The following is a 12,866-nucleotide window of genomic DNA, read 5'->3' on the forward strand; positions in this document are numbered from 1 at the left end:
AATCGGTACACTGCCGCCGCTTAGTGCAGGGTAATCTGCTTGTGCGAAATAGAGTTAATCTGCGCCCGAATCATCTCGCTAATCGGATCTTCAGGGCACTGCTCCACAAAATAGCTTAAATCATTAAGCGCTACGTGCTCGCAATCCAGCTGAGCATAAATCAGTCCGCGGTCGCGGATTTCATACGGGTCTTCCGGGTTAAACTCCAGCAGCGCTTCGCTGGCGCGCAGCGCCAGTTCCATCTGCCGCTCTTCCATCAAGGCGGATTTCAGGGTGTCGAGCAGCTTGCGGATAACCAGAATATGTTCGGACTCTTCAAGATCGTCCATATAGAGCTCGGCGACCGGGCTGATATTGCCTTTCAGCCACACTTCAAGCGTATGTTCGTCGAGCGTCTCGCCGTTGAACGGATTGATGAGCCACATTTCGCCATCCATCCAGTCGGCGCGCAAAATAAGCTGCGTCGGGAAAATCACTGGCATGAGGGGAATTTCAAGACGACCGGCAATCCACAACAGAATGGCCCCGAGCGATACGGCGCTGCCCTGGCGGTTTTTCAACACTTTATCCAGCCACAGTGCATCAGAGAGGCGGTAGACGCCGCGCGCGTCGCTAAACCCCCACTCCCCGTAAAAAAGCTCAAGCAGGCGCTCCAGCTGGCTGTCCTGATGCGAACCTTCGCAGATCTCTTCACGCGCGAGCCTCACCAGGCTCTCCAGTTGGTCGTAAACGTCCTGCGCCGGAAAATCGTCACGAATATGCTGTGATACCAGAATCATGCCGTCACAGAGCGGCGCGTTGTTAAACTGGAAATTGGCCAACGACTTCATATCAACCCCAATAGCGGTATTTTTGTGGTGGCGAGTTTCACGATGATGTACAGCACCACCAGCCCAAGCAGGAAGGCAATCCAGCGGACCTGCTGGCTGCGCGGGCGACGCCCGAGCGCGATAAAGCCTAAAACGATGTAGATGATAACGCCAAAGAGTTTTTCAGTCAGCCACGCGCCTTGTGGGGTGAACGGATAAAAGTGCGTAATGAGCACCAGCGCCACGCCGCTACCCAGCAATACGGTATCATTGACATGCGGCACGATGCGCACCCAGCGCTTTGTCGACATCGCCGAGCCGCGGTACTGCCACCAGTAACGCAAAATAAAGAGACTGATGGAGATTGCCACCGTCAGAAGATGTAGATGTTTTACTGCAAAGTAAGCGGCCATGCTGCCCTACTCCTGTGTGTTGCGATAATGTCCCAGCGTCAAACGTTCGTTGTCGCCGTAGTCCCGGCAGGTTTCTATGCGCTCATAACCTGCGCGCTCGAATAACGCGCGTACCGCGCCGCCCTGTTGCCAGCCATGTTCTAATAATAAGACACCGTCGTTTTCAAGAAAGCGGCGCGCGTCGGTAATCAGCGTATCGAGATCCGCAAGCCCGCCTTTTTGCGCCACAAGGGCGCTTGTCGGCTCAAAGCGCACGTCCCCCTGCGCCAGATGCGGATCTTCAGCATCAATATACGGGGGATTGCTGACGATAAGCGAAAAACGCGCCTCCGTCAGCGCGGAAAACCAGTGGCTTTGTAAAACCGTGATGTTATCGATGCCAAGCCGCTGCGCGTTGCGTCTGGCAAGCGCTACGGCGTCGGGGATGACATCCAGTGCCGTGACATGGCAGTCGGGGCGTTCCGAGGCGAGCGCCAGCGCAATCGCGCCGGTGCCAGTGCCGAGATCGAGAATGCGACACGGCGTCGACGGCAAACGCGCCAGCGCCTGCTCCACCAGACATTCCGTATCGGGACGGGGAATAAGCGTTGCCGGTGACACCTCAAGCGGCAACGACCAGAACTCGCGCTGGCCGATAAGATACGCCACCGGCTCGCCCTTGGCGCGGCGCGCCAGCAGAGTATCGAGCCGTTGACGTTCATCATCAGTCAGCAACGTTTCGCCAAAGGCGAGGATAAACGTGCGGGGCCTGCCGGTCACGAAGCCCAGCAGGATTTCCGCGTCGCGGCGCGGCGATTCGCTATCATGGAGACGGTGGATGGCCTCTTTAAGCCACTGCTGATACTCCATCAATCCTGCTCGGCCAGCGCCGCCAGTTGATCGGCCTGATGCTCCTGGATAATCGGCTCGATGAGCGCGTCCAGCTTGCCTTCCATCACTTCGTCGAGACGGTAAAGCGTCAGGTTGATGCGGTGATCGGTTACGCGGCCCTGCGGGAAGTTGTACGTGCGGTTGCGATCGGAGCGATCGCCGCTTCCCAGCAAGTTGCGACGCGTGGAGGCTTCCGCCTGCTGCCGCTTCGCCGCTTCAGCGGCGTGAATCCGCGCCCCCAGCACCGCCAGCGCTTTAGCTTTGTTCTTATGCTGCGAGCGCTCATCCTGACACTCCACCACAATGCCGGTCGGCAGGTGGGTGATACGAATCGCCGAGTCAGTGGTGTTAACGTGCTGACCGCCTGCGCCGGAGGAGCGGAAGGTGTCGATACGCAGATCCGCCGGGTTGATATCCGGCAGCTCCGCTTCCGGCAGCTCCGGCATCACCGCCACGGTGCAGGCAGAGGTGTGGATGCGGCCCTGGGATTCGGTGGCCGGTACACGCTGTACGCGATGGCCGCCGGATTCAAACTTAAGACGCCCATAAGCGCCATCGCCGCTGATTTTGGCGATGACCTCTTTATAACCACCATGCTCGCCTTCGCTGGCGCTCATGATTTCTACGCGCCAGCGGCGCGATTCAGCGTATCGGCTGTACATACGGAAGAGATCGCCTGCGAACAGCGCGGCTTCATCGCCGCCAGTACCGGCACGCACCTCAAGAAACGCGTTGCGTTCGTCGTCAGGATCTTTTGGCAGCAACAGGAGCTGAAGCTGCTGCTCCAGCGCTTCGCTTTTTTCCTTCGCCTCCAGCAGTTCGTCCTGCGCCATGTCGCGCATTTCCGGATCGCTTAACATTAAGCGTGCGGTTTCCATGTCTTCCTGGACCTGGCGCCATTCAAGGAAACAGCGCGAAACGTCGCTCAGCTGGGCATATTCGCGCGACAGGGCGCGAAAACGCTCCTGATCGGCAAGCGTACCCGCATCGCCCAGCAGAGCCTGAACTTCTTCATGACGCTCCTGCAAGGCTTCCAGTTTGGCAACGATAGAAGGCTTCATAGGCGGTAGATCACCCTGTAATTAGAATTGTGTTGTGCTACTCCAGCCCGAGGCTGTTGCGCAGAATATGCAGGCGTTCATCATCCCCGTCACGGGCAGCCTGCTGAAGAGATTTGGTTGGGGTGTGGATCAGGCGGTTGGTCAGCTTGCGCGCCAGATCCTGCATGATGGCTTCGGCATCGCCGCCGGTACGCAGTGCTGCCAGCGCTTTGCTGGTGAGTTCTTCACGTACTTGCTCAGCCTGGGCGCGATAATCGCGGATGGTCTCGCTGACGCTCTGGGCGCGCAACCAGGCCATAAATTCGCTCGCTTCCTGCTCGACGATAGACTCCGCCTGCACCGCCGCGGCTTTACGCTGCGCCAGGTTGTGCTGAATGATGCTCTGGAGATCGTCGACGCTATAAAGATAGGCGTTGGCCAGTTTGCCGACTTCCGGCTCAACATCGCGCGGCACCGCAATATCCACCAGCAGCATCGGCTGGTTGCGGCGCGCTTTCAGCGCACGCTCCATCATCCCTTTGCCGATGATAGGCAGCGGACTTGCAGTGGAGCTGATGATGATATCGGCGTCTTTAAGGCGTTCGTCTATCTCGCCAAGACCAATGACCTCCGCCCCGACTTCATCTGCCAGGCGCTGGGCGCGCTCGCGGGTACGGTTGGCGATAATCATTTTTTGGACGTTGTGTTCGCGAAGGTGTCGTGCCGCCAGTTCGATAGTCTCGCCCGCCCCGACCAGCATGACGGTGACGGTTGAGAGCGATTCGAAAATCTGACGCGCCAGCGTACAGGCGGCGAAGGCGACTGAGACCGCGCTGGCCCCGATATCCGTTTCCGTGCGAACACGTTTGGCGACGGAGAACGACTTCTGGAACATGCGTTCAAGGTCGCTCGCATTGGCATGGCCGCGCCCGGAGTCGGCGAAGGCTTTTTTCACCTGGCCCAGAATTTGCGGCTCGCCCAATACCAGCGAATCAAGTCCGCTTGCCACGCGCATCAAATGGCTGACGGCATCGTTATCGTGATGCCAGTACAGACTATTGCGCACTTCCGCTTCGTCAAGATGGTGGTAGTCGCACAGCCAGCGAACGAGTTTGTCGTGCAGGTTGTCTTGCTCTTCAACGCTCAGGTAAAGCTCTGTACGGTTGCATGTCGACAGCACCACTCCGCCCTGCACCATAGGCTGCGACAGCAGGCTTTCCAACGCCTGGTCGAGCGTATCCGGCGAAAACGTTACGCGTTCTCGCAGCGAAACAGGAGCCGTTTTGTGGTTGATGCCGAGAGCTAACAGGGTCATGGAGCGGGAATAGTACCAGCGTTGATAAGGTTTGCTGTGCGCATCATACAGGATGCGTAAGGTCAATAAAAGAGAACCGCCTCTTTTGGAGTAATAGGCCGTTTCATGATTTAAGACAACTTGACCATAGACGCCCCCTGCCCCTGACGCTAGCATGAAGGGTTATAACCTCAATCAACATCAAGGATTTGTTCCTGTTATGGCGATTTCTTCTGTGCGTTTTTGGTCTCTCGCCCCGCTGGCGAGCCTGGTGCTGACCGCCTGTGTCAGTCATGCCCCGCAAGGTCCGGGTAAAAGCCCCGATTCCCCCGAGTGGCGACAGCATCAACAACAGGTGCAAAACCTCGCCCAGTTCCAGACCCGCGGCGCCTTCGCCTATCTTTCCGACCAGCAGAAAGTCTACGCGCGCTTTTTCTGGCAGCAGACCGGTAAAGAGAATTACCGCCTGCTGTTAACTAACCCGCTTGGCAGCACCGAACTTGAGCTGAACGCGAAGCCGGGCGCGGTAGAACTGATGGATAACAAAGGTCAGCACTATCAGGCAACCGACGCCGAGGAGATGATAGGCAAGTTGACAGGTATGCCTATCCCGCTCAACAGCCTGCGCCAGTGGATTGTCGGCCTGCCGGGCGATGCCACCGACTATTCGCTGGACGAGCAGTATCGCCTGCGTGAGGTGAATTACACCCAGAATGGTAAGACCTGGAAGGTCACTTACGGCGGTTATGACACCAAAACCCAGCCGGCCATGCCGTCGAACCTGGAGCTGCGCGAAGGCGATCAGCGCATCAAGCTAAAAATGGATAACTGGATTGTGAAATAATGACCCGTTGGCCCTCCCCGGCGAAGCTTAATCTTTTCTTATATATTACGGGCCGTCGCGATGACGGCTACCATAACCTGCAGACGCTGTTTCAGTTTCTCAACTATGGCGACACGGTGCTGATTACGCCGCGTCAGGACGGCGCGCTGCGGCTGGTGACGCCCGTCGACGGTGTGTCGGAGGAGAATAATCTCATCATGCGCGCGGCGCATTTGCTAAGGGATTACGCCCGCGAGACGCATCGTCTGCCGCAAGAGGCTGGCGCGGATCTGGGTGTGGAAAAACGTCTGCCGATGGGCGGCGGGCTTGGCGGTGGTTCATCTAACGCGGCGACGGTGCTCGTGGCGCTTAATCATCTCTGGCAGACCGGGCTTAGCGAAGATGAACTGGCGCGTTTAGGCGTACAACTTGGCGCCGATGTGCCTGTGTTTGTACGTGGGCGTGCGGCGTTTGCCGAAGGTGTCGGCGAGCTGCTGACACCCGCCAGCCCGCCGGAGAAATGGTATCTTGTGGCGCATCCTGGCGTCAGTATTCCTACGCCAGTTATCTTTCAGGATCCTGAGCTCACCCGCGATACGCCCGTGCGGTCAATGGACACGTTATTGAAATGTGAATTTGGCAACGATTGCGAGCATATCGCAAGAAAACGTTTTCGTGAGGTTGATGCCGCGCTTTCCTGGCTGTTAGAATACGCGCCGTCGCGCCTGACCGGCACCGGAGCTTGTGTGTTTGCTGAATTTGACACCGAATCCGAGGCCCGCCGGGTGCTTGAGAAAGCCCCGGAATGGCTTAAGGGTTTTGTTGCGCGAGGTGTCAACCATTCTCCGCTACAGCAAGCCATCGCCGGGCAAATCGAGTACTGGTGACAACGTCACCTCTGTTCCAGACGTTGCGCCATGCTCTTTTAATACACCGCCTGGATGGCGAACCTGCTTCCTGTCGCGTTTTGCGGCGCCGCCATCCACCACTGGACGCATGCCTGAGGTTCTTCTCGTGCCTGATATGAAGCTTTTTGCTGGTAACGCCACCCCGGAACTAGCACAACGTATTGCCAACCGCCTGTACACTTCCCTCGGCGACGCTGCTGTCGGTCGCTTTAGCGACGGCGAAGTCAGCGTACAAATTAATGAAAATGTACGCGGTGGTGATATTTTCATCATCCAGTCCACTTGTGCCCCTACCAACGACAACCTGATGGAATTGGTTGTGATGGTTGACGCCCTGCGCCGCGCTTCCGCAGGTCGTATTACCGCTGTTATCCCCTACTTTGGTTATGCCCGTCAGGACCGTCGCGTGCGTTCCGCGCGTGTGCCTATCACCGCGAAAGTGGTGGCGGATTTCCTCTCAAGCGTTGGGGTTGACCGCGTTCTCACTGTGGACCTGCACGCAGAACAGATTCAGGGCTTCTTCGATGTGCCGGTAGACAACGTATTCGGCAGCCCGATTCTGCTGGAAGATATGCTGCAGCAGAACCTGGACAACCCGATTGTCGTTTCGCCGGACATCGGCGGCGTCGTACGCGCTCGTGCTATCGCGAAGCTGCTTAACGATACCGACATGGCAATCATCGACAAGCGCCGTCCGCGCGCTAACGTCTCCCAGGTGATGCATATCATCGGTGACGTAGCCGGTCGCGACTGTGTGCTGGTTGACGACATGATAGACACCGGCGGCACGCTGTGCAAAGCGGCAGAAGCGCTGAAAGAACGCGGCGCTAAACGCGTTTTCGCTTACGCCACTCACCCGATCTTCTCTGGCAATGCCATTAACAACCTGCGCAATTCGGTCATTGACGAAGTGGTTGTCTGCGACACGATCCCGCTCGCTGAAGAGATCAAGGCGCTGCCAAACGTGCGTACCCTCACCCTCTCCGGCATGCTGGCCGAGGCGATTCGTCGTATCAGCAACGAAGAATCTATCTCTGCCATGTTCGAGCATTAATTTGCCCGACATTAAAAACCCGCTCCGGCGGGTTTTTTTATCCCTTAATTTTATTTGTATGACTTATCAATTCATCGTCATATATTGATTTGCATGATGATGAGCGCATGGACTACATAACGTGAACACGCAATATCTCTCACAAATTCTTCCTTTCCGCGCGCTGGTAGAGGCCTGCTGGCGTGAAAAATATACCGTTTCCCGGCTGAGCCGCGATCTGATTGCTGGCATTACGGTTGGCATTATCGCCATCCCGCTCGCGATGGCGCTCGCCATCGGCAGCGGCGTGCCGCCGCAGTACGGGTTATACACCTCTGCGGTAGCAGGTATCATTATTGCGCTCAGCGGCGGCTCGCGCTTTAGCGTTTCCGGGCCGACCGCCGCGTTTGTGGTCATTCTCTACCCCGTCGCCCAGCAATTTGGCCTGGCAGGATTACTGGTCGCAACGCTCCTTTCCGGTGTCTTTCTGGTACTGTTTGGTCTGGCCCGGTTTGGGCGACTAATTGAATACATTCCGCTACCGGTCACGCTCGGCTTTACCTCGGGCATCGGCATCACGATTGCCACCATGCAAATCAAAGATTTTTTCGGGCTCGAAATGGCGCACGTCCCGGAGCACTACCTGCCGAAAGTCGCGGCGCTGGCGATGGCCCTGCCAGGCGTTAATCCGGGCGACGCGGCGATCGGCATTGTGACGCTCGGTGTGCTGGTGCTCTGGCCGCGCCTGGGCATTCGCCTGCCTGGGCATTTGCCTGCGCTGCTGGCTGGCTGCGCCGTAATGGGCGTGGTGCATTTGCTGGGCGGTAATGTGGCGACAATCGGCTCGCGTTTTCATTATCTGCTCGCAGATGGCACCCAGGGCAGCGGTATTCCACCGCTGCTGCCCCAACTGATGTTGCCCTGGGATCTGCCGGGGTCGACCTTTACGCTAAGCCTGGATTCACTGCGCGCGCTGCTGCCGGCGGCGTTTTCTATGGCAATGCTTGGCGCTATAGAATCGCTGCTCTGCGCGGTGGTGCTGGACGGTATGACCGGCACGCGGCATAACGCGAACAGCGAGCTTATCGGCCAGGGGCTTGGCAACCTGATTGCGCCGTTCTTCGGCGGCATTACCGCCACCGCCGCGATTGCCCGTTCGGCCGCTAACGTGCGCGCCGGGGCCACCTCGCCTGTTGCCGCTGTGTTTCACGCGCTGCTGGTGTTGCTGGCGCTACTGGCGCTCGCCCCGCTGCTCTCATGGCTGCCGCTCTCGGCGATGGCCGCGCTGCTGTTGATGGTGGCATGGAACATGAGCGAAGCGCATAAGGTCATCGGTCTGCTGCGCCGTGCGCCACAGGACGACATTATCGTGATGCTCATTTGTATGTCGCTCACTGTGCTGTTTGATATGGTGATTGCTATCAGCGTCGGCGTGGTGCTGGCCTCGCTGCTGTTTATGCGTCGGGTGGCACGAATGACGCGTCTTGCGCCCCTTAACGTCAGCGTGCCGGACGACGTGCTGGCCGTTCGGGTGACCGGGCCGCTGTTTTTCGCGGCAGCGGAAGGGATTTTTACGCCGTTGCTGGCGCAGGCTGAGGGTAAACGGATCATTGTGATGCAATGGGATGCCGTGCCGGTACTGGACGCGGGCGGCCTGGATGCCCTGCAGCGCTTTATCGAACGCCTGCCGGAGGGCTGCGAACTGCGACTGTGTCATCTTGAATTTCAGCCACTGCGCACCCTGGCGCGCGCAGGCGTGCAGCCCATCCCTGGGCGTCTTGCCTTCTTCCCGGACCGAGACGCGGCCTTAGCCGCGTCGTAACTTAACGCGCAGGCGCGCCGCCTTGCGCCTGCATGAGTGCCCCTAACGCCTGCTGTAACCAGCTGAGCACATCAGGCGTCATCCAGGTGCCCTTCGTCAGGTGCGGCTCGTGGCGCATCGCCTCCCGAAATTTCTGCTGCGTTTGCGGGTTACGCCCGGCAAACGATTCAAACAACGTCAACCAGTGTGCGGCAAGACCGCGCGCTTCCTTGCTGGCCGGGTCGCATTTCGTCTCGACTGCCGCGTGCAGCTTCGCCACCAGCGGCGGCCACTCCATCATGCGGTCAAAGTAGTGCGCACGCGTAAACGCAAACTCCTCTGGCGTGAGGTAGCGTTGGTAAATCGCCAGTTTGCTTTCGGCAAAGGCGTGCGTGACCCAGTCGATAATGTCCGGCGTGATGCCGGTCTGATCACGCATGGCGGGCTCGGCGGCGTGCATCTCGTTAAGGCGCGTCAGAAATGCCGGGTTGCCTGCGGTGTCTCGCTCCAGCGTTTCCATCCAGCGCGTGGCGAGCGCCTGCGCGGACGGGTCGGTTACCGACACGCCCTGGCGCATCGCTTCTTTTACCTCGCCCACCAGCACCGTCCACTGCGCCTCACGAGCGGTATTGTGCTCCGCGAATGGCAGTTGTTTTAGTTCATCCGGCGAAAACCATTTCTCAAACATCGTCATAAGCTCCAGTGTGTTCAGCCATTCCTGAAGATCCGGCTCGTCGCCTGCCAGCAGCCCTTCACGCAACGCCACCAGCCTGTCGCGCAGGATAACAGTGCGTGTCAGCTGCGCGTTAAGCATGGCGATTTGCGTCTCGATGACCTCTGGCAGCGTGACGCTGCCGCTCTCCAGGCACTCACGCACCTGCGTAAGGCTAAGCCCCATTCGCGTTAACGCCTGAATATGATGCAGGCGCTGAATATCGTCGCGGTTATAGAGCCGATACCCGGCAGCGGTGCGTCCAGAGGGAATGAGCAGGCCGAGGCTTTCATAGTGGTGTAATGTGCGAACCGTAACGCCGGTTCGTTTTGCAAGTTCACCCACCTGTAGCAACATACGCCTCTCCTCTTCCCTTGTGAGGCCCACTGTGAGCCCTGACGTAACGTAAGGGTCAAGAGACTAGCATAAAAAAAGCTCCCGACCGGCGGGAGCTTTTCTGATGCCCTGAAGCATTAACTGGAGTGATGATTTCGTTTGCAGCGCTTGTCATAGTGGCGTACCCACCAGTAGCGGTCACAGACCTGCTCATGCCCGCCAATACGGGCACCTGCAAGCCACAGCACGGCACCGACGAAAATACTTAAGATGGCGCCATGCGCAAAAAACTGTGGCAGGTTAAGCTGCGGCAACTGGTTGAGAATCGAATACCCCACGCCGACTACCATAACGACTAACCCAAGCCCCATCAGAAAATTGCCGAGTAACGAAGCGTTTTTGCGTTTCACAGTCACCTCCGGAATGTTGGGCGGGAAAGTACCCCTGCGATTTATGTGTAAAGTATAGGCAACACTTATGAATGACGATTGCGCCAGGGATCACATTTATGAACATTCTGCGAACGAAACTTTACAAATAAACCAATGAATTGCATGAAAATGTAATGATTCATTGTGGTGATTATTGATTTTTTTAGCACGGGCTGTCGCGGTTTTGTGATCTGCGCGACAGCACAGTAAACTACGGCGCAAACAGAGGTTTTCAGGAACAGTAACGTGACAATTAAACTGATTGTGGGGCTTGCCAACCCGGGCGCCGAATATGCCGCGACTCGCCACAACGCAGGTGCCTGGTATGTGGATTTGCTGACGGACCGCTTTCGCGCCCCGCTCAAAGAGGAGTCGAAATTTTTCGGTTATACCTCGCGCATCAATATCAGCGGCAACGACGTGCGCCTGCTTGTCCCCACCACTTTTATGAATCTGAGCGGCAAAGCTGTTGCGGCGATGGCCACGTTTTACCGCATCGCGCCGGATGAAATTCTGGTAGCGCACGATGAGCTGGATCTGCCGCCAGGTATTGCAAAGTTCAAGCTCGGTGGCGGCCACGGCGGTCATAACGGCCTGAAAGATATCATCAGCAAGCTTGGTAATAACCCGAATTTTCACCGTTTACGCGTTGGTATCGGTCATCCGGGTGATAAAAACAAAGTTGTCGGGTTTGTGCTTGGCAAACCACCGGTCAGCGAACAAAAGCTGATTGACGAGGCGGTGGACGAAGCGGCGCGCTGCACCGAAATCTGGCTCCAGGACGGCTTAACCAAAGCGACTAATCGGCTGCACAGTTTCAAAGCGCAATAAACGGCGCGACGGCGGGTGGCGAGGGTGATTTCTCCCCCGTTGCGCGCCTGTTACGTGTATAATAGCCAAATAACATCATTTCTCATCATCGGGTTATTTCTAACCCTCTGATAAATCAGCAATTAAGGTAATGTAAAACATGGGATTCAAATGCGGTATCGTCGGCTTGCCGAATGTCGGTAAATCCACTCTGTTCAATGCGCTGACCAAAGCAGGTATTGAGGCGGCGAACTTCCCGTTCTGTACCATTGAGCCGAACACCGGCGTCGTGCCTATGCCCGATCCGCGTCTGGACAAAATCGCCGAGATCGTCAAGCCGCAGCGCATTCTGCCGACCACGATGGAATTCGTGGACATCGCGGGCCTGGTGAAAGGCGCGTCCAAAGGCGAAGGCCTGGGCAACCAGTTCCTGACCAACATCCGTGAAACCGAAGCTATCGGCCACGTGGTGCGTTGCTTTGAAAACGACAACATTATCCACGTCGCGGGCAAAGTAAATCCGGCGGAAGATATCGACACCATCAATACCGAGCTGGCGCTCTCTGACCTCGACGCCTGCGAGCGCGCCATCCACCGTATCTCCAAGAAAGCCAAAGGCGGCGACAAAGACGCCAAAGCCGAGCTGGCTGTCCTGGAAAAATGCCTGCCGCAGCTTGAAAACGCCGGTATGCTGCGCGCGCTCGATCTGAGCAAAGAAGAGAAAGAACTCATCAAATACCTGAGCTTCCTGACGCTTAAGCCAACCATGTACATCGCGAACGTCAACGAAGATGGCTTCGAGAACAACCCGTTCCTCGACCAGGTCCGTGAAATCGCCGAGAAAGAAGGCTCTGTCGTGGTGCCGGTGTGCGCGGCGGTGGAATCCGATATCGCTGAGCTCGACGATGAAGAGCGCGACGAGTTTATGAAAGAACTGGGCCTTGAAGAGCCGGGTCTTAACCGCGTGATCCGCGCCGGTTACTCCCTGCTGAACCTGCAAACCTATTTCACCGCGGGCGTGAAAGAAGTACGCGCGTGGACTATCCCGGTTGGCGCGACCGCACCGCAGGCCGCCGGTAAAATCCACACTGACTTCGAAAAAGGCTTTATCCGCGCACAGACCATCGCCTATGACGATTTCATCACCTATAAAGGCGAACAGGGTGCGAAAGAAGCGGGCAAAATGCGTGCGGAAGGTAAAGAGTACATCGTGAAAGACGGTGACATCATGAACTTCCTGTTTAACGTCTAATAAAATGTGTGTCGTATGAGGTTGTATTACCTCTTCTGAGACAACATTATTTAAATCCACGCCATCGCGTGGATTTTTCTTTTTAGATTGTCTGAGATGATCTCATGAAAGCGCAGCCTAAAATGAGCACTGGCAAAACGATGGTAGTCCATAGATACAGAAGGTAGCGTCTGAAAAGCATGCTTGCGGCAGAGTTCTCGGGCAGAAACCCCGGTTTCGGCCTCGCGGAGGATATGGATACTCTGTTCGTCGGAAAATCGCTTCTTCATAGGGATGCCCTCAGGTTGCTGATGAAGACATTGCTAACATCGCAGTGTCTACATCAACAAAGAGC

13 protein-coding genes and 1 pseudogene are annotated in these 12,866 nt (G+C 57.0%); 6 read left to right on the plus strand and 8 right to left on the minus strand.

Features of this window, described 5'->3' with window-relative positions; all coding sequences use genetic code 11:
* Nucleotides 1-20: 20 nt before the first annotated feature.
* Genes sirB1 through hemA form a run of 5 tightly spaced genes read right to left on the minus strand, consistent with a single transcriptional unit; the run spans nucleotide 21 to nucleotide 4,447 of the window.
* Nucleotides 21-830 carry an invasion regulator SirB1 gene (gene sirB1 / locus AFK62_RS10915; protein WP_032984824.1) on the minus strand — a complete coding sequence of 270 codons (810 nt, stop codon included), beginning with the start codon at nucleotides 828-830 and terminating at the stop codon, nucleotides 21-23.
* Nucleotides 827-1,222 (minus strand): invasion regulator SirB2, encoded by a 396-nt coding sequence (gene sirB2 / locus AFK62_RS10920; protein ID WP_007679515.1) that lies wholly within the window; start codon nucleotides 1,220-1,222, stop codon nucleotides 827-829. Before sirB2 ends, sirB1 begins: the two co-directional genes overlap by 4 nt.
* Nucleotides 1,223-1,228: 6 nt before the next feature.
* Nucleotides 1,229-2,071 carry a peptide chain release factor N(5)-glutamine methyltransferase gene (prmC, locus tag AFK62_RS10925; protein ID WP_007679513.1) on the minus strand — a complete coding sequence of 281 codons (843 nt, stop codon included), beginning with the start codon at nucleotides 2,069-2,071 and terminating at the stop codon, nucleotides 1,229-1,231.
* Complete coding sequence (prfA, locus tag AFK62_RS10930; protein WP_007679512.1) at nucleotides 2,071-3,153, minus strand: peptide chain release factor 1; 1,083 nt, start codon at nucleotides 3,151-3,153, stop codon at nucleotides 2,071-2,073. The genes prmC and prfA overlap by 1 nt, the downstream gene beginning before the upstream one ends.
* A 37-nt stretch (nucleotides 3,154-3,190) precedes the next feature.
* On the minus strand, nucleotides 3,191-4,447 hold the full coding sequence (hemA, locus tag AFK62_RS10935) for a glutamyl-tRNA reductase (protein ID WP_032984830.1): 1,257 nt from the start codon (nucleotides 4,445-4,447) through the stop codon (nucleotides 3,191-3,193).
* 199 nt (nucleotides 4,448-4,646) lie between these two features.
* Between hemA and lolB the strand changes: the two genes are divergently transcribed.
* The 4 genes from lolB (at nucleotide 4,647) to dauA (ending at nucleotide 9,012) form a co-directional block, all read left to right on the plus strand.
* The gene (gene lolB, locus AFK62_RS10940) at nucleotides 4,647-5,270 is read left to right on the plus strand and encodes a lipoprotein insertase outer membrane protein LolB (protein WP_007679508.1); all 624 of its coding nucleotides are present in this window, start codon (nucleotides 4,647-4,649) and stop codon (nucleotides 5,268-5,270) included.
* The gene (gene ispE / locus AFK62_RS10945) at nucleotides 5,267-6,136 is read left to right on the plus strand and encodes a 4-(cytidine 5'-diphospho)-2-C-methyl-D-erythritol kinase (RefSeq protein ID WP_032984823.1); all 870 of its coding nucleotides are present in this window, start codon (nucleotides 5,267-5,269) and stop codon (nucleotides 6,134-6,136) included. Before lolB ends, ispE begins: the two co-directional genes overlap by 4 nt.
* Before the next feature lie 127 nt (nucleotides 6,137-6,263).
* Nucleotides 6,264-7,211 (plus strand): ribose-phosphate diphosphokinase, encoded by a 948-nt coding sequence (gene prs / locus AFK62_RS10950; protein WP_007679502.1) that lies wholly within the window; start codon nucleotides 6,264-6,266, stop codon nucleotides 7,209-7,211.
* 121 nt (nucleotides 7,212-7,332) lie between these two features.
* Nucleotides 7,333-9,012, plus strand: coding sequence for a C4-dicarboxylic acid transporter DauA (gene dauA, locus AFK62_RS10955; RefSeq protein WP_053531904.1), 1,680 nt, complete (start codon nucleotides 7,333-7,335; stop codon nucleotides 9,010-9,012).
* A gap of 1 nt (nucleotide 9,013) precedes the next feature.
* Here dauA and AFK62_RS10960 read toward each other — a convergent pair whose 3' ends face one another.
* Both AFK62_RS10960 and ychH read right to left on the minus strand, forming a co-directional pair.
* Nucleotides 9,014-10,060 carry a MerR family transcriptional regulator gene (locus AFK62_RS10960; RefSeq protein ID WP_007682131.1) on the minus strand — a complete coding sequence of 349 codons (1,047 nt, stop codon included), beginning with the start codon at nucleotides 10,058-10,060 and terminating at the stop codon, nucleotides 9,014-9,016.
* A 116-nt stretch (nucleotides 10,061-10,176) separates the two neighbouring features.
* Nucleotides 10,177-10,449 carry a stress-induced protein YchH gene (gene ychH / locus AFK62_RS10965; RefSeq protein WP_007682132.1) on the minus strand — a complete coding sequence of 91 codons (273 nt, stop codon included), beginning with the start codon at nucleotides 10,447-10,449 and terminating at the stop codon, nucleotides 10,177-10,179.
* A gap of 267 nt (nucleotides 10,450-10,716) precedes the next feature.
* Here ychH and pth point away from each other — a divergent pair, with 267 nt between their 5' ends.
* Both pth and ychF read left to right on the plus strand, forming a co-directional pair.
* A complete protein-coding gene (pth, locus tag AFK62_RS10970) occupies nucleotides 10,717-11,301 on the plus strand; it encodes an aminoacyl-tRNA hydrolase (protein WP_007682140.1) in 585 nt (194 codons plus the stop codon).
* 139 nt (nucleotides 11,302-11,440) lie between these two features.
* Complete coding sequence (ychF, locus tag AFK62_RS10975; RefSeq protein ID WP_007682141.1) at nucleotides 11,441-12,532, plus strand: redox-regulated ATPase YchF; 1,092 nt, start codon at nucleotides 11,441-11,443, stop codon at nucleotides 12,530-12,532.
* Between the two features lie 159 nt (nucleotides 12,533-12,691).
* Here ychF and AFK62_RS22845 read toward each other — a convergent pair.
* Nucleotides 12,692-12,801: pseudogene (locus AFK62_RS22845) on the minus strand (transposase); the annotation flags it as partial.
* Between the last annotated feature and the right edge of the window lie 65 nt (nucleotides 12,802-12,866).

This window comes from Cronobacter condimenti 1330 (assembly GCF_001277255.1).
GTDB lineage: Bacteria > Pseudomonadota > Gammaproteobacteria > Enterobacterales > Enterobacteriaceae > Cronobacter > Cronobacter condimenti.